This is a genomic window from Halosegnis longus, from assembly GCF_009663395.1.
GTDB lineage: Archaea > Halobacteriota > Halobacteria > Halobacteriales > Haloarculaceae > Halosegnis > Halosegnis longus.
Genome location: NZ_QKNW01000001.1, coordinates 360,269 through 377,056, shown reverse-complemented (window position 1 = coordinate 377,056; position 16,788 = coordinate 360,269). Strand labels below are relative to the sequence as shown.

Below are 16,788 nucleotides of genomic sequence, written 5' to 3'. Positions count from 1 at the left end.
GTCGCTCGCGGGCCCTCGCGAGCTGCTGTCGTAGCTACTCGATTTTGTGTAGCCCGGACTGTTCGGTGGAGATGAGCGAGCGAAACGCCCTTATCGCGACCACCAGTAACTACCACCGATGAATTTACAGACGTATCTCGTGACCGAGGCCCGCTTTTCGACACATCCGACCGTCGAGACGGTCGAGGCGGCCATCGCCGGCGGCGTCGACGTGGTGCAACTGCGCGAGAAGGCGACGAGCGTCCGCGAGCGGTACGACCTCGGCCGACGGCTCCGCGAGGTGACGCGCGCGGCCGACGTTCCCCTCATCGTCAACGACCGGGTCGACCTCGCGGCCGCCATCGACGCCGACGGCGTCCACCTCGGGGACGACGACCTCCCCGTCGGAGTCGCCCGCGAGCAGTTAGGTGGCGATGCCATCATCGGCCGGTCGGTGTCGACGGTCGAAGCCGCCGAGGAAGCGGCGGCCGCGGGCGCGGATTATCTCGGCGTCGGCGCGGTGTTCGCCACCGGGTCGAAGGAGACCGACCCCGAGGAGTCCGAGATTGGGCTCGACGCCGTTCGCGCAATCGACGCGGCCGTCGATATCCCGTTCGTCGGTATCGGGGGCATCGACGTGACGAACGCCCGCGACGTAATCGCGGCCGGCGCTGACGGCGTCGCGGTCATCTCCGCGATTACCGACACCGACGACCCGGAGGCTGCGACCCGGTCGCTGCGTGAAACCGTCGTCGGCGCGGGGGTCGAGCAATGAACCCCGACCTCGACGGTGCCTTCGACGCCATCGCCGAGGTGAGTCCGCTCGTCAACTGTATCACCAACGCCGTCACGGTGAACGACGTGGCCAACGCCGCCCTCTTCTGGGGCGGGCTGCCGGTGATGTCCGACGACGAGAACGACGTGGTCGACATGGTCGCCGGCGCCGACGGACTCCTGCTCAACATGGGGACGACCGACGAGCAGGGCGTCGAGACGATGCTCGCGGCCGGCCGCTCGGCGATGGACCACGACGTGCCCATCGTCCTCGACCCGGTCGGCGTGGGCGCGACGCCGGCCCGCGACGAGACCGCAGGGCGGCTCACGACCGACCTCGACATCGCCGTCATCAACGGGAACTACGGCGAAATCACGGCGCTCGCCGGCGAGACGGCCGACGTTCGGGGGGTCGAGTCCGTGGGCGACTACTCGGAGATTGCACGCGACGCGACGGCCGTGGCCGCCGACACCGGAGCGGTCGTCGTCGCCTCCGGAGCGACCGACGTGGTCGCGACCGCCGACCGCGCCTTCGAAATCGAGGCGGGCCACGAACTGATGGGCCAGTTCGTCGGCACCGGCTGTATGCAGGGGGTGACACAGGCCGTCTTCGCGGGTGCCGTCACAGACACCCTCGACGCCGTGCTCGCGGGGACGCTCGCGTACGGCCGCGCCGGTGAGCGTGCTGCCGCCGGCGCGTACGGCGACTTCGAGGGGCCGGCCAGCTACCGGACGGCGTTCCTCGATGCTATCGCCGGTCTCGACGCCGCCGAAGCCGCGCCCGACGAGGAGCGCATCACGGAACTGCACTGATGGCCGAGGTCGTTCTCGTCACGGGGGCGAGTTCGGGGATCGGGGCCGCGACTGCCCGTCGACTGGCAGCCGACGGCTACCGGGTCGTCCTCGCCGCCCGAAGCGAGAGTCGACTCGACCGCGTGCGCGAGGACCTGCCGACGGATGCACTCGCCGTTCCGACGGACGTGACCGACCCCGCGGCCGTCGCGAGTCTCGTCGACGCGACGCTCGACCGGTTCGGCCGCCTCGACGGCGTCGTCGTCAACGCCGGCACGGGCGAACAGCCGGACGTGCCACTGTCGGAGCTCTCCCTCGACCAGTTCGAACAGGTGACGGACGTGAACGTGAAGGGAGCCTTCTACACGGTTCGGGCCGCGCTGCCGGCGATTCGCGAGCGGTCGGGTGCGGTCGTCTTCCTCGGGAGCTACAAGGGAAAGTATCCGAGCACGGCCACCCCGATTTACGCGGCTTCGAAGTGGTGGCTCCGCGGCTTCGCCGCGAGTCTCGCCGGCCGCGTCGGCCCCGAGGGCGTACAGGTCGGCGTCGTCAACCCCTCAGGCGTACCGACTGAGTTCGGTGCAGAGTTCCGCGACCAGCCGAACAGTGACCGACTCGACCCCGACGCCGAACTCGCCGTCGAGGACGTGGCCGACGCGGTGGCGTACGTCCTCTCACAATCCTCGCCCGCGGCGGTCACCGAACTCGACCTCTTTCGCGAGGACATCTACGAGCGGTTTTGAGCCGAACCGGTTCGGCCGGAGTAGTATCCCGCCGTCGCACCTACGTCGCGTATGCAGCGACTCGACGGCTGGCTGGCCGAGGAACGCGAGACGTTCGCCGACCGGACGGACAAACTTGCCCGCGGCGTTCCCGAGAACGTCGGGCCGTACCGTGCGACGACGGCTGCACTCGGCGAGAAGGTCGCCGCAGGACTCCTCGCCATCGAGGCCGACTCCGACGGCGCGCGCCGGCGGTTCGACGCGGCGAGCAACCTCCACGCCGGCGCGGCCGACGCCGGCACGAACGTCGTGGCCGAGCGGTACTTCGCGCTGCGTGCAGCGACGCTCGCCGGCGCAAAGCAGGCCGTTCCGGGGCTGGCTCGACAACTCCTGCGGGCGGTCGAACACGCGACGCTCCCCGACCTCGATGAGCGAGGCGCACTCGACATCGACTACTACCGTGCGCTCGCTGCCGGGGCCGGCGGCGACGCCGAGACCGTGGCCGAAGCCACCGACCGCCTCGCGGCCGAGACGACGCGACTCACGAGACAGGGGTTCTTCGAGACGACCGGCCGCGAGGAACGGCGGCTCTACGGCGGCCGCGTCGCGTTCCTCGAAGGCGTCCTCGACGGAGACCCGGCCGCCGTCGGACGCGGCATCGAAGGCGTCCTCGCCCACCACGACGGCGGCGTCGCGGGCACGGCCACCGACCTGCCGTGTCGCGAGGCGACCTTCCTCGCCACCGTCGCGACCGCGGCCGGACTTGACGCCGACCTCCCCGAGTCGGACGCACTCATGACGCCGCTGGTCGACGCGACCGCCCTTCCCGACGGGCTGTCGCCGACACAATCACTTTCAGCGAGGCCCGCCTCGGACGGGTGATGGCACTCTCCGACAACATCGTCGTCTTCGTCGTCAGCCTACTCGTGGGCGGTATCGGTATCCACGTCGGCGCGAGTCTGCTCGCGTCGAGTCGCGATTACAGCCACGCCGTCGTGACCGCCGCCCTCGGGGCCCTCGTGTGGGGCGTCGTCGGCTGGCTCGTGGGCGATGTCCCAATCGTCGGCCCGGTCGCGACGCTGCTGGCGTATCTGCTCGTCGTGCGCAGTCGCTACCGCGTCGGCTGGACGGCCGCCGCGGGTATCGCGCTCGTCGCGTGGGTCGCCTCAGTCGTCGTGCTCTCCGTGCTCGCGGCCGCGAACGTCACCTCTCCGTCGGCCGTCGGCGTCCCCTTCATCTGATTACAGCTCGTCGCGCACCAGCGTCGAGGCGTTCGTAATCGCCCCTATCGAGGAGAGGTGTGCCGCCCCGATGCTCGCCTTCGCGGTGCGGGCCGCCTGCCCGCGGAGGACGGTCGGGCCGACCTGCGCGACCGCGCCGTCGCCGACCGTCACGACCCACCCCGGCGAGTCGAAGCTGTAGCGGTCCAGCGACGGCGCGAAGCCGCCCGCCTCTGACAGGTCGTGCTCTGCGAGCGCGGCGATGTTGTCCGCTGCCACCTTCGCCTCGCGGAGCGCGGTCTGTGCGCTCGCCGGGACCGCCGCGCCGTTCGCGTCAGTGACGCGGGCGCTGTCGCCGACGTAGAAAGTCCCGTTCTCGCCGCGCAGCGTCTCGCGGGTCGCGGCGCGCTCGCCGGCCAGCGCGTCCGGGCCGCGGATGCCCCCGGTCCAGACGAGCGTCTCGTAGGCGAGCGACTCGTCGGTGTCGAGATGGACGTGATCGTCGTCCGCGCCGGTGACGCCGACGCCCGTCTGTACCGTCACGTCCCGCTCGGTCAGTTCCTCGGAAATCGCGCGCTGGAACGCCGGCTCGAAGCCCGACGCGACCGACTCGTTCCGCTCGACGAGCGTGACGTTCGCGTCGTACTCCTCCTCGTCGGCGAGCGCGGCGAGTTCGCCGGCGACCTGAATCCCGGAGAGACCGCCCCCGCCGACGACGATATCCCCGCCCTCGGCGGCGTGAACCGAGGCTCGGATGCGCTCTGCGTGTTCGAGTCGCTTGAGCGGAATCGCGTGCTCTTCGACGCCGTCCAGCCCGTGGAAGGCGGTCTCGGCTCCGAGACAGACGGCGGCGTAGTCGTACTCGATTTCCCCGTCGGCGAGCGTCGCGGTGCCGCCCGCGGGGTCGACCGACTCGACGCGTTCGATACGGAGCCTCGCGCGGCCGGTCACGTCTTCCAGCGGGAGACAGATGGTGTCGGTCACGTCCGGGCGGCGAATCGCCCGGTGGAGTTCGTGTTGGACCAGATGATAGGGTTCGTCGGTGACGAGCGTCAGGTCGACGCTGTCGGGAAGTGAGCGTTCGAGCCGGCGGACCGCAGTCAGCCCGGCGTAGCCAGCGCCGAAGACGGCAACGTGCATACGCGACGTTGGTGCGCCGGCCGCTTGAACCCCCTGCGTGTGTCCTCGCCGCGGCGTCAGAACAGCGCCTCGGAGTCGTCGAGAATCCGGGCGGGACCGCCGACTTCCCAGACGCGCGTCGGGACGAGTTCGGCGATGGCGCTCTCCACGCGGTCGACGTACTCGGCGGTCGTGTTCACGTAGACGGACGCGCCGGTATCCGTCGAGTAGTAGACGGGGATGCCCTCGCCGCGAAGCTCGCGGACGGTCTCGAAGATCTCCAGCGTCTCGGGCTGCCAGTACACCCACGCGGCCGGGCCGGTCATCGTCGTCGCGGCAAGCGACAGCGAGTCGTGTTCCGCCAGCTCGAACGTCTCGTCGAAGTCACCGCGACGGAGCGCGTCGCGCATATCCGACATCTGCTGGTGGATGTGGGCGAGTCGCGCCTCGAACATGTGGGAGGCCTCGGCCTCGTCGTGGGCGGCCTCGGTGTGTTTGAACGCCGGCACCTCCGCCGCGACGATACGGAGGTCGTCTTCGAGGTCCGTCTCGATGCGGTGGGCACGGCAGTCCTCGTCGTTCATCCCGGCGTCGAGTTGGGAGAACGCGCCCGTCACCGCCCGCGCAGCGGAGGAGGAACCACGGCGCGCGACGGTCGAAATCTCGGGCCGGGTCATGTCGAGCCCGGCAGCCTCCACGAGTGCCATCGCCGCGGCCGCAAAGCCGGACGACGAGGAGCCGAAGCCGATGTTCGTCGGGAAGTTGTTCTGTGAGTGGAATCGAACGGGGGCGTCGATGTCGGCCAGCTCGCGGACGTGGTCGACGACCATCTCGACGCGCTCGCGCCCGCGACCGTCGACGGCTTCGCCGTCGATGACGATTTCGTCGCCGTCGAGCGACTCGTCGAACGCGGCGGTCGTCTTCGAGTGTGAGGGGGCCGTACAGACGCTGATGGAGTCGTGATACGGGAAGCGACGCTCGGCGTCGCGCATCCCGTGGTACTTGATGAGCCCCTGAATCGGGTGGGCCTTCGCGGTGGCTTTCATGTCTGGAGGGGGTAGCGTGGCGGGCTTAAAACGACCGCTCGCTCACTCCAGCGCGCGCAGCGCGTAGTAGAAGCGCTGGAGTGCGGTGACGTGCCCGATGACGGCAAAGAAGACGAGCAGGAGACCGACGAGCGACAGCCCCTGATACGAGACGGTCGTGAACGCCGCGAGGCCGGTGACGATACCGATGATGGCGAGCCGGTCGGCACGGCCAACCAAGCCGCCGTAGACGCGGTCCAAGCCGACGGCCTGCGCCTGCGTCCCGAGATAGGAGGTCATCAGGACGCCCGTGACCGCGGCGAGCCCGATGGCGAACTCGCCGGTGCCGCCCGCCAGCCCGACGAGCAGGAGGATGTCGGCGTAGCGGTCGAGCACGTGGTCGATGAGGTCACCGCCCGGCGAGTCGGTCTCGGTCTGGCGGGCGACCATCCCGTCGAGCACGTCGAGCAGCCCGTTCGCGAGCACGAGGAACGCGCCGAGCAGATACAACAGCGAGCCGGGGGCGGCGAGCCAGTAGGCCGCGCCTGCTGCGCCCGCCGTGGCGATGGCGACGACGGAGATGGCGTTCGGCGTCAGGCCGAGCCGAATCGCGACCCGGACGACGGGAGCGAGCAGGCGGTCGGAGACGCTGCGATACTGGTCGAGGGTCATAGCCACCCGATGAAATCGACCGTGCCGGCCGACGGCTCGCGCTCGCCGGCGACGACGGCCTCGATTTCGCGTGCCACTTCCTCGGGCGTCCGGTCGGTCGTGTCGATTTCGTAGACGGAGTCCTGCCCGTGGTTCGCGACGGCCTCCGAGAGCACGACATCGAGTGCTTCTGCCTCTGCATTCTCGCTGGCCTTCTCCGCGCTCTCGCCGCGCTCGGTGAGCCGCGCTTCGAGGTCGTCGGGGTGACACCGGAGGACGATGACCCGGTCGGCTGGGAAGTGGTGGGCGAGATGCGACTCGACGAGACAGTCGCGGTCGCCGAGCCACTCACCGAGCGCGTCCATGTCGGCGACGAGCGAGCCGCGCTGGCCGTCGCGTCCGGTGTCGAACCCTTCGGATTTGATGACCTCGTTCAGATGCACCACGTCGAGGGCCGTCTCCACGGCGTCGACGGCGGTGGTCTTGCCCGTCCCCGGCGTCCCGGTGACGGCGACCCTCATAGTGCCCCGTTGATGACCTCGACGGCGCGTTCGGTCATGGCGGGCGTGCCGGCGGTGATGCGAACACACTCCGGCAGGCCGAAGGAGGAGGTGTCGCGGATGATGACGCCCTCCTGTTTCGCGGCCTCGAAGACGCGGGTGCCGTCGCCCACCTCCGCGAGCACGAAGTTCCCCTGCGACTCCCAGGTCGGACAGTCGAGGTTGTCGTACATGTACTCGCGGGCGTCGCGGACGCCCTCGACGGTCCGTTCGACGTGCTCCGTGTCATCGAGGGCAGCGAGGCCGGCGCGACAGGCGAGTTCACTCGCCGCGAAGGGGGTGTTGACGCGGGCGTACGCCTCGCTCCAGTCGTGGGGGACGATGGCGTAGCCGAGCCGACAGCCGGCCAGCCCGAACGCCTTCGAGAAGGTTCGGAGGACGGCCACGTCGTCGCGCTCGTGGGTGAGTTCGACCGCGGAGGGGGTCTCGGAGAACTCGCCGTACGCCTCGTCCACGACGACGAGCGTCTCCTCGTCGGTGGCGTCGGCCAGCTTCGTCACTTCCTCGAGTGGCATCTCCGTGCCGGCGGGGTTGTGCGGCGAGGTGACGTAGACGATTCGCTCGCCGTCGTAGTGCTCGAGCACGCCCGCGGCGGTCTGCTCGAAGTCGTCTTCCTTCCGAATCGGGTACTCGTTCACCTGTCCGTGGTGGAAGCGGGCGGACATGGCGTAGTAGGCGAAGCCGGGGTCCGAGACGAGCACCTCGTCGCCGGGTGCGAGGAGGGCGCGAGCGAGATAATCGAGGGCACCGTCGCCGCCGTTGGCGAGCCACACCTGCTCGTCTGCGACCGAAAACCGGTCCGCGAGGGCCGCAGTCAGGTCGGCGTGTGAGGCCTTCGGATAGGCGTGGACCGTCGCAGCCGACTCCCGGAGCGCGACGACCGCCTTCGGCGACGGTCCCCACGCGTTCTCGTTCGAGGAGAGCTTCACCAGCTCGTCGGGGTCCATCCCGAGCTCGCGGGCGGTCTCCTCGATGCCACGGCCCGCCTCGTAGGGGACGTGGGTCGAGAGGTCTCGTGGTTCCATACTCGGTGAAAACGGCGGGGCACTCTTAAGCGTGCTCACACCGCGTGCGTGGTGCACGAACGGTGGATGCTCACACCGCGTGCGCCGTACACGAGCGGTGGATACTCACACCGCGTGCAAACGCACGACCGCCGGTCAGCTACGCGCCGCGAGCGGTGGATTCAGGATGCCCGCCCCCTACTTCGGAATATGGTTGTCGACGCAATCTCCTACGTGCTTCACATGGTCTTCGGTGCACTGCTCACCGGGAGCGTGCTCTACGTCGCGCTCGCCGTGAACCCAACTGCCGTCGCCGGCAACATCCAGCCGGACGCGCTCAAACAGATCGCCGGCCGGCTCACGACCGTCTCCCGGAGCTCGGCCGTCGTCCTCTTCCTGACGGGCGGCCACCAGGCAGGGAACTTCTACACCATCGAGATGCTCACCGGAACGTTCCGTGGCCACCTCGTGCTCGCGATGCTCGTGCTCTGGCTCGTGCTCACGGCGCTCGTCGAAATCGGCAGCGCGCGGCTCCGCGAGGGACTCGACGCCGACAAACTCCGGGAGCCGGCCCGCGAAGCCCGACCGTTCTTCCGTGCCGGGGCCGTCGTCGCCGTGCTCCTGCTCGTCGACGCCGGACTGCTCGCCTCGCCGGTCGCTCCGTATTGAGAGTCCCCCTCTCGTAACATCTATGTCGTGTGGTTGTGACACACGACCATGCCATCTGGTACACCGGCACACGAATCTCGGCTCGTCGTCTCGCCGGGGAAAATCGAACTGGGTCGCGGAGCCGTCGAAACGGTCGGCGAGTACGCCGACACCTACGGCGACACCGCCTTGCTGGTCGCCTCCGCCGAAATCTACGATATCCACGGGGAGCGCATCGAGCAGTTGCTCACCGATGCCGGGGTCGAGGTCGTCGTCTACGACGACGTACGCCCGGACCCGACCGTCGAGAACATCGAGGCCGCCCACGAGCGGTACGTCGAGGGTGGCTGTGACGTTATCGTCACGCTCGGGGGTGGCTCCTCGATTGACACGGGGAAGGGAGTCGGCATTCTCGCGGCCAACGACGGCAACATCCGTGACTTCGGCGTCGACAAGGCCGGCTACGAGGGGGTGCCGAACCCGACGCCGCCGATTATCGCGGTCAACACGACGACGGGCACCGGCAGCGAGGCGACCCGGTCTGTCGTCGTCAGCGACGAGTCCACGTCCACGAAGTTCCTCATCGTCTCGAAGAACGTCGTCCCGACCGTCGCCATCGAGGACCCCGAACTCACGGTGTCGCTCCCGCAGAGCCACACCGCCTTCACCGGTATCGACGCGCTCACCCACGCCATCGAGGCGTACGTTTCCGTCAAGTCCTACAGCGTCTCCGACGACTTCGCGACCAACGCCATCCGGCGGATGGCCGACGCGCTCCCCAAGGCGTGGGCCAACGGCGAGAACATCGAAGCCCGGACGGAGACGCTCATCGGCCAACTTCAGGCGGGACAGGCGTTCACGAACTCCTCGGTCGCGCTCGTCCACGGGATGGCGCGGCCCCTCGGCGCACAACTCCACATCCCGCACGGGTTGGCCAACGGACTCCTCCTCCCGTACGTGATGGAGTTTTCACTCATCGCCGCGCCCGAAGACTACGCCGATATCGCCCGGACGATGGGCGTCGCCGACGAGGAGATGAGCGACCGCGCCGCGGCCGAGGCCGCCGTGGAGGGTGTCCACGACCTCTGTTCGGACATCGACCTCGCCGACTACCTCGACGAGTACGGGACGGTCCCGCCCCGCGAGGAGTATCTCGACGTGGTCGAGAAGATGGCACAGGACGCCATCGACTCGGGGTCGCCCGACAACAATCCGCGCAAACCCACACAGACGGAAATCGAGGAGCTGTTCGTCCGGCTGTACGACGATGCGCTCGCGCCCGACAGCCCGCGGCGAAGCTAACGGCGAATCAAGATTTATACCCCTCTGTCACGCCTCTGTCCCATGGCACCATTTGGCGCAGTCACGGGAACCGAGACCGTACGCAACTACGCGGGCGGGGAGTGGACCGACCCGACCGGCGACGAGTCGCACCCGGTCGTCAATCCGGCGACGGGAGAGACGCTCGCGACGACGCGATTCAGCTCGGAGTCGGACGTCGACGAGACGGTCGGCGAGGCGCTCGACGCCTTCGAGACGTGGAGCAAACAGCCCGTCGAGGAGCGCATCCAGCCGCTGTTCAAGCTGAAGGAACTCCTCGAGGAGCATCAAGACGACATGGCGCGCACGCTGGTCGAGGAACACGGGAAAACGCTGGGCGAAGCGCGCGGGGAACTCCGCCGCGGTATCGAGAACGTCGAAGTCGCCTGCGGCATACCGTCGATGATGCAGTCGGGCACGCTTCAACACGCCGCGCCGGATATCGACGAGAGCGCCGTCCGCCAGCCACAGGGCGTATACACGGCGATTACGCCGTTCAACTTCCCGGGGATGATTCCGCTGTGGTTCCTCCCGTACGCCGTCGCGACGGGCAACGCCTTCGTCCTCAAGCCGAGCGAGCGCGACCCGCTCACCTCGCAGTACCTGTTCGAACTCATCGACGAGGCCGGCTTCCCGCCGGGGGTCGTCAGCCTGCTCAACGGCGGTCCCGACACCGTCAACGCCCTGCTCGAACACGACGACGTGGAAGGCGTCTCCTTCGTCGGCAGTACGCCAATCGCCCGGCACGTCTACGAGACGGCCGCCGCCAATGGCAAGCGCGTGCAGGCCCAGGGCGGCGCGAAGAATCACGTCATCGTCGCCGAATCCGCCGACGTGGAGTTCGCCGCAGAGCAGTCCGTCAACTCCGCGCTGGCCTGCTCGGGCGAGCGGTGTCTCGCCAACGACGTGGTGCTCGTCGACGAGTCGGTGTACGACGAGTTCCGGGCAGCGGCGCTCGAGGAAGTCGAGTCGCAGGTGCTCGGCAACGGACTCGACGACGAGACCACCATCGGCCCGCTCATCACGCCCGAACACGAGGAGTCGGTTCGCGAGATGATACAGACGGGCATCGACGAGGGGGCCGACCTCATCCACGACGGCCGCGACTGGGAGGCGGACGGCGACGGCAACTTCCTCGGTCCCTGCCTGTTCGAGAACGTCGAACCCGGCATGACCATCGTCGACGAGGAGATCTTCGGCCCGGTGCTCTCGCTGGCCACCGTCTCGGATATCGACGAGGCAATCGAGACGATGAACCAGAGCCGGTTCGGCAATGCGGCGAGTCTGTTCACCGACAGCGGGCGCGACGCCCGGAAGTTCAAGGAGGACGCCGAGGCCGGCAACCTCGCTATCAACGCCGGCACCGCCGCGCCGATGGCCTTCTTCCACTTCGGCGGGCAGAAGGACTCCTTCTTCGGTGACCTCCACGCGCAGGGCGAAGATATGATCCACTTCTACACCGACAAGAAAATCGCCATCGAGCGGTGGGATTACTGAACCGGTAACTCCACGTTAGTTGCTTTTCGCTCTGCTTCCTCGATGACCGACGGCTTGCCGGCCACTCGTATCGCTATCTCGTCGCCGTACTGTATCTCGCGCACCTCGGCGTGGTCATAACACCACGAGACGAGTGTCATTGCGCCATCGCTGTTCGGTACGGTCAGCGTCGTTTCTGCGGTCGGAAGTGCGTCGACAATCGCCACGCGCAACGCGTCAAGCGAGCCGTCGGTCGCACTCACCCAAACCGGCGGTGTCTCGAACAGTTCGACAATCTCGGCCCGCTTGCTGTCGTCTATCCGGTCGATTTTGTTCACAACTGGGAGAACCGTCCCATCGGCGTCGGTCAGTTGCTCCTTGGCGACGGTCAGTTTACGCTCGATGTCTGCACGCGGGTCGGAGCCGTCCACGACGAGCAAGACGAGTTCGGCGTGGCGTGCACTCGCCATCGTCGACTCGAAGGCGGCGACGAACTCGTGGGGCAGGCCGGAGACGAACCCGACGGTATCGGTTAACAGTAGCCGTCGTCCCGAACAGGTCGCGCGGCGGGTCGTCGTGTTGAGCGTCTCGAATAGCTGGTCGCGGACGGTCGGCTCGCCGGACTCGTCGTCGTGGTGGTCGGAATTGAGGGCCAGTTCGTCGGCCAGTCGCCGCAGGAGCGTCGTCTTCCCAGCGTTGGTGTAGCCGACGAGTGCGACCGTATCGAACCCTGCCTTCGCCCGACGCGCCAGTCGGTCAGCAGTCGGGTCAGATAGCTGTGCCAGCCGCTGTTTCGTCGCGTCGATACGCCGCTTGTGGTCCTCGATTGGTTTCCCCTCCTCGTCGTGTCTCGTTATCTCGGTCGCCTCGTCGCGGTTGATGGCCGCCCGAAGCCGAGGTAGTTCATACTCCAGTCGCGCGAGCCGAACCTGAAGCCGTGCGACCTTGCTCCCGGCTCCCTGTTCGAACACAGTGAGCACCAGCCGTCGTCGGTCCATGAGTTCAACCTCGTCCGGGAGTCGCGTCGCGATGTTGTGTGCCTGTCCGGGCGTGAGGTCGTTATCGACCACGACGCGGGTCGCGCCAGTCTCTCGCACCCGGGCTTCGAGGTCGGTGACTGCTCCCGGCGTGAGGTTGTACGTCGCGTCGCGTGGCCCGGTCGCGGTGACCGTCCCGAGTACGTCGTAGCCGGCTGTCTCGGCCAACCGTTCAAGTTCGTCTGTCTCTCCTGTTCCGTCCGCTGTCCGTGTTGCGAGTATCGTTCCTGTCATTGGTGAATCCCGTCGGTCGAAAACGGTGCGAGCGTAACCGACGTGCGTGAACGCCGGTCAGCAGACGGGATTGGGCATCAGACATCTGTTCTTTCGAGTGGAATGAGAAGAATCTACTCCCAGAATGTCACTGGCTCACAAACTTTCGGCGACCGAATCCGCACACAACAGTGCGAGCGCGGCGATGGTGAGCGTCGGATTCAACGCCCCGCCGTTCGGGAACACCGACGACGAGGCGACCCACAGATTCGACACCTCGTGGGTCCGGCAGTCGGGACGGACGACGCCCGACTCGGGGTCGCTACTCATCCGGGTGGTTCCCATGTGGTGGGCGGCCGGGCCGGTCGTCTCGGGCGTCGTCTGCCACTCGATGCGCGCGCCCACCGCCTCGAAGATGTGGCGTTGGATTTCGGTCGCGCGGCGAATCGTCCGTTTCGTCGTCTCATCGAGCGTCCACTGGATTTCGGGGACTGGGTTTCCGTGGTCGTCCGTCGTCCCCTCGTCCAGCCGGATGCGGTTCTCGGCACGCGGTGGCTGGCCGACGAGCCCACCCATCGCTAACTGATTCCCGTAGCCCTCGCGCAACTCCGCGAGGAGGTCGTCGCCCCAGCTATCGCTGGAAAGCGCACGGCGAACGATAGCCTGTCCGGTGCCGGACGGTCCGCCGTAGTTGAGAAACTCCAGTTTGAACGGGGCGAGCGGCTCGTCGCTGTCCGGAATCGTCTCCGTGCCCGCGCCGGGTTCGTCGTAGAACTGGTGGCTCTCGGAGGTGATGAACCCGACGTGGTTCTGGCGGGTCGGCTCGTCGATGCGCCCGCCCGTGCCGGCGAAGACGTGTTCGTGGAAGTAGCGCCCGACGGCACCGGAGCCGTTCGCCAACCCGTCCGGGTGGCTGTCGTCGGCCGACAGCAGGAGGAGCCGCGGAATCTCGATGCCGCCGGCCGCGAGCACGAACCGGTCGGCCGTCAGTTCGCGCTCGCTACCCTCCCGGACGTAGACGGCGCGGGTCACCTGCTCGCCCGACGCGTCGGTGTCGAGCCGCTGGACCGGCGCGTTCGCGATGACCTCGACGCCGCGTTCCTCGGCGGCAGCAATCGTGTGGGTGGCGTCGTACCGCGCTCCCGAGGGACACACCGGCTTGCAGGTGCCGTAGCCGACACACGCCGCCCGGTCGTCGTACGCCTCGGAGTTGCGCGCGTTCCCGACCGAGTGGGTCGTGACGCCGACCTGCTGGCACCCCTCGGCGAACAGCGAGTCCGAGTAGGAGGGCGGAAACGCGCCCATCGGATGCGGTTCCTCGCGGGGAGGCGCGTACGGATTCTCCGAGTCGCCCGCGACGCCGATAGCTCGCTCCGCGGCGAGATAGTACGGCCGGAGGTCGTCGTACGAGATTGGCCACGCCGGGCCGTTGTTCTCGCCGGCGAAGTCGGCCTCGTGGAGTCGGTACACCATCCCCTGCCAGTGGTTCGTCGAGCCGCCGACGCCCTTCACGCGCGTGCTGTTCAGCGGGTAGAATCGCCCGGTCGTGGAGAAGGCGTCCCGGGGGCCGCCCATCCCCCAGACGCCGAGGTCCGACAGCCCCGGGCGAAGCGCCTGCTCCATCCGCTCCGTGTCGCGCTCCTCGAACCGGGGACCGGCCTCCAGTATCGTCACGTCGTGGCCGGCGCTCGCCAGCCTGTTCGCCACGAGCGCGCCGGCCGGCCCCGCGCCGACGACGCACACCTCGGTGTCACTCACCGTCTGCTCACGGCGCTGATTAGGTAAGCCTAAACTTAGGCGTTTCCACCTGTGTGATACCGTCGACTCTGCGCTTCGTCGATGGAGCCGTAACGGGATTCACGAGACCGTCGCCGGGAACAGCAGACACGGATTAGCCGCGTCGACGACTCCCCGCCGCCGTTCCTTCTTCCACGGCAGTCGCCCGCTCGATTCAGCCGTCGGCGTCGACCCAGTAGTCGTCGGTGACGGTGACCTCCTTCTTGAATATCGGGACCTCGTCTTTCAGCCGGTCGATACCGTCTTCGACGGCCGTGAACGCCTCCGCCCGGTGGCCCGCGAGCACGACGACGAACACGATGTCCTCGCCGGCTTCGATGGCTCCCGTCCGGTGGTGGAGTCGCACCTCGAACACGCCGTCCCGTGATTCGAGGTCGCGTCTGATGGTCCGGAGCCGCTCGTTGGCGACGGCGTCGTACTTCTCGAAGTCGAGCCGCTCCGTCGGGGTGTCTCCGGGGTCGTCCTTGGCGCGAACTCGGCCGGTGAACGTCGCAATCGCACCCGCACGGTCGCCGTCGCTGCTTGCTTTCACCCGTGCCACGAGCGAGCCGAGCGTTTCGAACGGCCCGGTCGCCTCGATCTGGGTTTTCAGCTCCTCGATATCGACAGCCGCTGCGTCGGCGGCTTCGAGCAGCGTCTCCCCGTCTCCTGTCCGCCCGCCGAGTTCCACCTGTGGAAGCTGCGCGTCGCTGTACCCCTCGACGAGTGCGTACTCGTAGTCGGGTGCAAGTGCGGCGAGCGTCCCGTCGAGCGTTCGCGTCTCGCCGGTCGCGAACCAGCCGCCCTCGTCGGTGAGTCCGTACGTCGTCTCCGCGCCGGCCGCACGGTGGCGGGCGGTGTCTTTGCCCGTCGTGTCGATGTCGGGTGCGTGCGTCAGATGCTTGACCGTCGCGACGCGCCCGTCGAGCGCGCGGGCGAGCCGCTCCGTGAGCCTCGTCTTTCCCGAATCAGCGGGACCGACAATGCCGAGTACCTTCATGAATCTATCTGGGTCGTCCTGGCGGGAGCAGCTTGGCGTCTCACCGCTCGGCGTCGTTGTCCCCAGGTGTGGTAGCTTGAGGCTTAACGGTGTCCCTCTCCCGGGCTTTCGCTTTCGCCTTGATTTTCGCGGTCGTCCGCGCGGCCCCGCTAGTTACCCGGCCCGAGATACCCCCACGCCTGCAATCTGTCGCCGTCGCCGTCCACCCAGCGCTCGCCGATGTCGTCCCGGTAGTAGAGGTTCGGGATGAGCACGTCGTCGACCCGCCCGTACGCCTGCTCGCGAGCGGCGTGCATCGTCTCGCCTTTCCCCGTGACGACGAGCGGCATCCCGCTCTCGCCGGCCGCGCGCCACTGGCCGTCGACGCGTTTCGTATCCTCCAAGTGAATGCCCTCGCGCGACTCCGACTGGAAGACGACGGCCGCGTTGCGGGAGTTCTCGTCGTAGGTCTTCTCGTCGTCGAACGGGAACGGCGGGAGGACGACCCGGACGCCGACCTGATACCCCGTATGTACCTCGGGCGATGGGTTCTCGCCGCGGGCGAGCGCGGCGAAGAACGCCCCGGTGCCGGAGTCAAGCGACTCCTCCTGTAAGGCGATGGTCGGGTAGCCGAACCGCGGGGTGAACTCGAGCGGATAGATGCCCGTCTCGTTCACGATGCAGTTGAGGTCGATACTCCCGACGTACCCCTCCTCTGCGAGCCACTCTTCGAGCTTCCCGAGCGTCTCCTCGAACAGTTCGTTCTTTCCCGCCCAGAACATCGAGGTCCCCATCTCGCCGGTCGAGGGGCCGATGTTGCCGGGAAACAGCTTCTTGTGCTCGAAATTGAAGTTGACGCGGTCGATGAACTGCTCCCCGTCGAAGAAGCCACAGACGGCGACCTCGACGCCCTCGACTTTCCGCTGGAGCTGAAACCCTTTCATCCGGTGGCCCCACGCCTTCTCGTAGGCGCGCAACACGTCCACCACGTCGCTGCCGTCGTCCTCGTTGCCGACGTACAGCAGTCGCTTCACGTTCTGCACCTCGCCCAGCGGCTTGATGACGTACGGTGCGGGGTGTTCCTCGACGTGGCGAATCCCCGCCTCGAACGACTCGAAGACGTGGTGTTCGACCGTGTTGACGCCCTCGGATTCGAGGACGTCCATCGCGTAGCCGCGGTCCTCCTCCAGCCGGTCCGTGTTCGGCGTCCCGCCGACGACGGCCCTCCCCTGCTCGCGCAACTCCTGTGCGAGTTCGCCCGTCCCGATGTCGGAACCGACCCAGATGTCGTCGAAGATAATCACGTCGGCCCACTCCACCTCGCCGCGCCAGTCCTCGGTCTTGGGGACGAAGCCGTCGCCGATTTCCTCGTCCGACTCGGCGTCGATGTAGTATTTCACGTCGTGGCCTTCCTCGTGGACCTGCCAGGCGAGGTCGGTAATCAGTGCGGCGTCGGCCGAGACGAACAGGAACCGTTCGGTGCTCATGAGTCG

The 16,788-nt window shown here is 67.7% G+C and carries 17 protein-coding genes; 8 read left to right on the top strand and 9 right to left on the bottom strand.

Annotated features, from left to right (window positions below):
* Positions 1 to 118 precede the first annotated feature (118 nt).
* Genes thiE through DM818_RS02040 form a run of 5 tightly spaced genes read left to right on the top strand, consistent with a single transcriptional unit; the run spans position 119 to position 3,508 of the window.
* Positions 119 to 754 (top strand): thiamine phosphate synthase, encoded by a 636-nt coding sequence (gene thiE, locus DM818_RS02060; RefSeq protein ID WP_075938319.1) that lies wholly within the window; start codon positions 119 to 121, stop codon positions 752 to 754.
* Entirely contained in the window at positions 751 to 1,566 is an 816-nt protein-coding gene (gene thiM / locus DM818_RS02055; RefSeq protein ID WP_075938320.1) for a hydroxyethylthiazole kinase, read from the top strand. The genes thiE and thiM overlap by 4 nt, the downstream gene beginning before the upstream one ends.
* Positions 1,566 to 2,288 carry an SDR family oxidoreductase gene (locus DM818_RS02050; protein WP_123123927.1) on the top strand — a complete coding sequence of 241 codons (723 nt, stop codon included), beginning with the start codon at positions 1,566 to 1,568 and terminating at the stop codon, positions 2,286 to 2,288. Before thiM ends, DM818_RS02050 begins: the two co-directional genes overlap by 1 nt.
* 51 nt (positions 2,289 to 2,339) lie before the next feature.
* On the top strand, positions 2,340 to 3,149 hold the full coding sequence (locus tag DM818_RS02045) for a hypothetical protein (protein ID WP_123123928.1): 810 nt from the start codon (positions 2,340 to 2,342) through the stop codon (positions 3,147 to 3,149).
* Positions 3,149 to 3,508 carry a hypothetical protein gene (locus DM818_RS02040; protein ID WP_123123929.1) on the top strand — a complete coding sequence of 120 codons (360 nt, stop codon included), beginning with the start codon at positions 3,149 to 3,151 and terminating at the stop codon, positions 3,506 to 3,508. Before DM818_RS02045 ends, DM818_RS02040 begins: the two co-directional genes overlap by 1 nt.
* Here DM818_RS02040 and DM818_RS02035 read toward each other — a convergent pair whose 3' ends face one another.
* Genes DM818_RS02035 through hisC form a run of 5 tightly spaced genes read right to left on the bottom strand, consistent with a single transcriptional unit; the run spans position 3,509 to position 7,867 of the window.
* Positions 3,509 to 4,627 (bottom strand): NAD(P)/FAD-dependent oxidoreductase, encoded by a 1,119-nt coding sequence (locus tag DM818_RS02035; protein WP_123123930.1) that lies wholly within the window; start codon positions 4,625 to 4,627, stop codon positions 3,509 to 3,511.
* A 56-nt stretch (positions 4,628 to 4,683) separates the two neighbouring features.
* Complete coding sequence (gene mvaD / locus DM818_RS02030) at positions 4,684 to 5,652, bottom strand: phosphomevalonate decarboxylase MvaD (RefSeq protein WP_153952239.1); 969 nt, start codon at positions 5,650 to 5,652, stop codon at positions 4,684 to 4,686.
* A 42-nt stretch (positions 5,653 to 5,694) separates the two neighbouring features.
* Positions 5,695 to 6,303 (bottom strand): CDP-alcohol phosphatidyltransferase family protein, encoded by a 609-nt coding sequence (locus tag DM818_RS02025; RefSeq protein ID WP_075938326.1) that lies wholly within the window; start codon positions 6,301 to 6,303, stop codon positions 5,695 to 5,697.
* The gene (locus DM818_RS02020) at positions 6,300 to 6,803 is read right to left on the bottom strand and encodes an adenylate kinase family protein (RefSeq protein ID WP_153952238.1); all 504 of its coding nucleotides are present in this window, start codon (positions 6,801 to 6,803) and stop codon (positions 6,300 to 6,302) included. The genes DM818_RS02025 and DM818_RS02020 overlap by 4 nt, the downstream gene beginning before the upstream one ends.
* Positions 6,800 to 7,867: a histidinol-phosphate transaminase gene (gene hisC, locus DM818_RS02015; protein WP_075938328.1), complete on the bottom strand. Its 1,068-nt coding sequence runs from the start codon at positions 7,865 to 7,867 to the stop codon at positions 6,800 to 6,802. The genes DM818_RS02020 and hisC overlap by 4 nt, the downstream gene beginning before the upstream one ends.
* A gap of 189 nt (positions 7,868 to 8,056) precedes the next feature.
* Between hisC and DM818_RS02010 the strand changes: the two genes are divergently transcribed.
* The 3 genes from DM818_RS02010 to DM818_RS02000 are packed head-to-tail and all read left to right on the top strand — an operon-like array spanning position 8,057 to position 11,311.
* On the top strand, positions 8,057 to 8,515 hold the full coding sequence (locus DM818_RS02010; protein ID WP_075938329.1) for a CopD family protein: 459 nt from the start codon (positions 8,057 to 8,059) through the stop codon (positions 8,513 to 8,515).
* 48 nt (positions 8,516 to 8,563) lie between these two features.
* Entirely contained in the window at positions 8,564 to 9,796 is a 1,233-nt protein-coding gene (locus tag DM818_RS02005) for an iron-containing alcohol dehydrogenase (RefSeq protein ID WP_153952237.1), read from the top strand.
* Positions 9,797 to 9,838: 42 nt separating this feature from the next.
* The gene (locus DM818_RS02000; protein ID WP_123123933.1) at positions 9,839 to 11,311 is read left to right on the top strand and encodes a CoA-acylating methylmalonate-semialdehyde dehydrogenase; all 1,473 of its coding nucleotides are present in this window, start codon (positions 9,839 to 9,841) and stop codon (positions 11,309 to 11,311) included.
* Here DM818_RS02000 and hflX read toward each other — a convergent pair.
* From hflX to DM818_RS01980, 4 genes are all read right to left on the bottom strand, one after another.
* Positions 11,305 to 12,561, bottom strand: a complete 1,257-nt coding sequence (hflX, locus tag DM818_RS01995; protein WP_123123934.1) for a GTPase HflX — start codon at positions 12,559 to 12,561, stop codon at positions 11,305 to 11,307. The genes DM818_RS02000 and hflX overlap by 7 nt on opposite strands.
* Before the next feature lie 135 nt (positions 12,562 to 12,696).
* Positions 12,697 to 14,298: a GMC family oxidoreductase gene (locus DM818_RS01990; protein ID WP_233571936.1), complete on the bottom strand. Its 1,602-nt coding sequence runs from the start codon at positions 14,296 to 14,298 to the stop codon at positions 12,697 to 12,699.
* Between the two features lie 193 nt (positions 14,299 to 14,491).
* Entirely contained in the window at positions 14,492 to 15,316 is an 825-nt protein-coding gene (locus DM818_RS01985) for a molybdopterin synthase (RefSeq protein WP_123123935.1), read from the bottom strand.
* Positions 15,317 to 15,465: 149 nt separating this feature from the next.
* Complete coding sequence (locus DM818_RS01980) at positions 15,466 to 16,782, bottom strand: phosphoribosylamine--glycine ligase (RefSeq protein ID WP_123123936.1); 1,317 nt, start codon at positions 16,780 to 16,782, stop codon at positions 15,466 to 15,468.
* Between the last annotated feature and the right edge of the window lie 6 nt (positions 16,783 to 16,788).

What these genes read in the sequence shown, in the direction of transcription:
- DM818_RS02050 (WP_123123927.1), top strand. Translation starts at nt 1,566, where the DNA reads ATGGCCGAGGTCGTTCTCGTCACGGGGGCGAGTTCGGGGATCGGGGCC.
- DM818_RS02005 (WP_153952237.1), top strand. Translation starts at nt 8,564, where the DNA reads ATGCCATCTGGTACACCGGCACACGAATCTCGGCTCGTCGTCTCGCCG.
- DM818_RS01980 (WP_123123936.1), bottom strand. Translation starts at nt 16,782, where the DNA reads ATGAGCACCGAACGGTTCCTGTTCGTCTCGGCCGACGCCGCACTGATT.
- DM818_RS02000 (WP_123123933.1), top strand. Translation starts at nt 9,839, where the DNA reads ATGGCACCATTTGGCGCAGTCACGGGAACCGAGACCGTACGCAACTAC.
- mvaD (WP_153952239.1), bottom strand. Translation starts at nt 5,652, where the DNA reads ATGAAAGCCACCGCGAAGGCCCACCCGATTCAGGGGCTCATCAAGTAC.
- DM818_RS02035 (WP_123123930.1), bottom strand. Translation starts at nt 4,627, where the DNA reads ATGCACGTTGCCGTCTTCGGCGCTGGCTACGCCGGGCTGACTGCGGTC.
- thiM (WP_075938320.1), top strand. Translation starts at nt 751, where the DNA reads ATGAACCCCGACCTCGACGGTGCCTTCGACGCCATCGCCGAGGTGAGT.
- DM818_RS02045 (WP_123123928.1), top strand. Translation starts at nt 2,340, where the DNA reads ATGCAGCGACTCGACGGCTGGCTGGCCGAGGAACGCGAGACGTTCGCC.
- hflX (WP_123123934.1), bottom strand. Translation starts at nt 12,561, where the DNA reads ATGACAGGAACGATACTCGCAACACGGACAGCGGACGGAACAGGAGAG.
- thiE (WP_075938319.1), top strand. Translation starts at nt 119, where the DNA reads ATGAATTTACAGACGTATCTCGTGACCGAGGCCCGCTTTTCGACACAT.
- DM818_RS02010 (WP_075938329.1), top strand. Translation starts at nt 8,057, where the DNA reads ATGGTTGTCGACGCAATCTCCTACGTGCTTCACATGGTCTTCGGTGCA.
- hisC (WP_075938328.1), bottom strand. Translation starts at nt 7,867, where the DNA reads ATGGAACCACGAGACCTCTCGACCCACGTCCCCTACGAGGCGGGCCGT.
- DM818_RS01985 (WP_123123935.1), bottom strand. Translation starts at nt 15,316, where the DNA reads ATGAAGGTACTCGGCATTGTCGGTCCCGCTGATTCGGGAAAGACGAGG.
- DM818_RS02020 (WP_153952238.1), bottom strand. Translation starts at nt 6,803, where the DNA reads ATGAGGGTCGCCGTCACCGGGACGCCGGGGACGGGCAAGACCACCGCC.
- DM818_RS02040 (WP_123123929.1), top strand. Translation starts at nt 3,149, where the DNA reads ATGGCACTCTCCGACAACATCGTCGTCTTCGTCGTCAGCCTACTCGTG.
- DM818_RS02025 (WP_075938326.1), bottom strand. Translation starts at nt 6,303, where the DNA reads ATGACCCTCGACCAGTATCGCAGCGTCTCCGACCGCCTGCTCGCTCCC.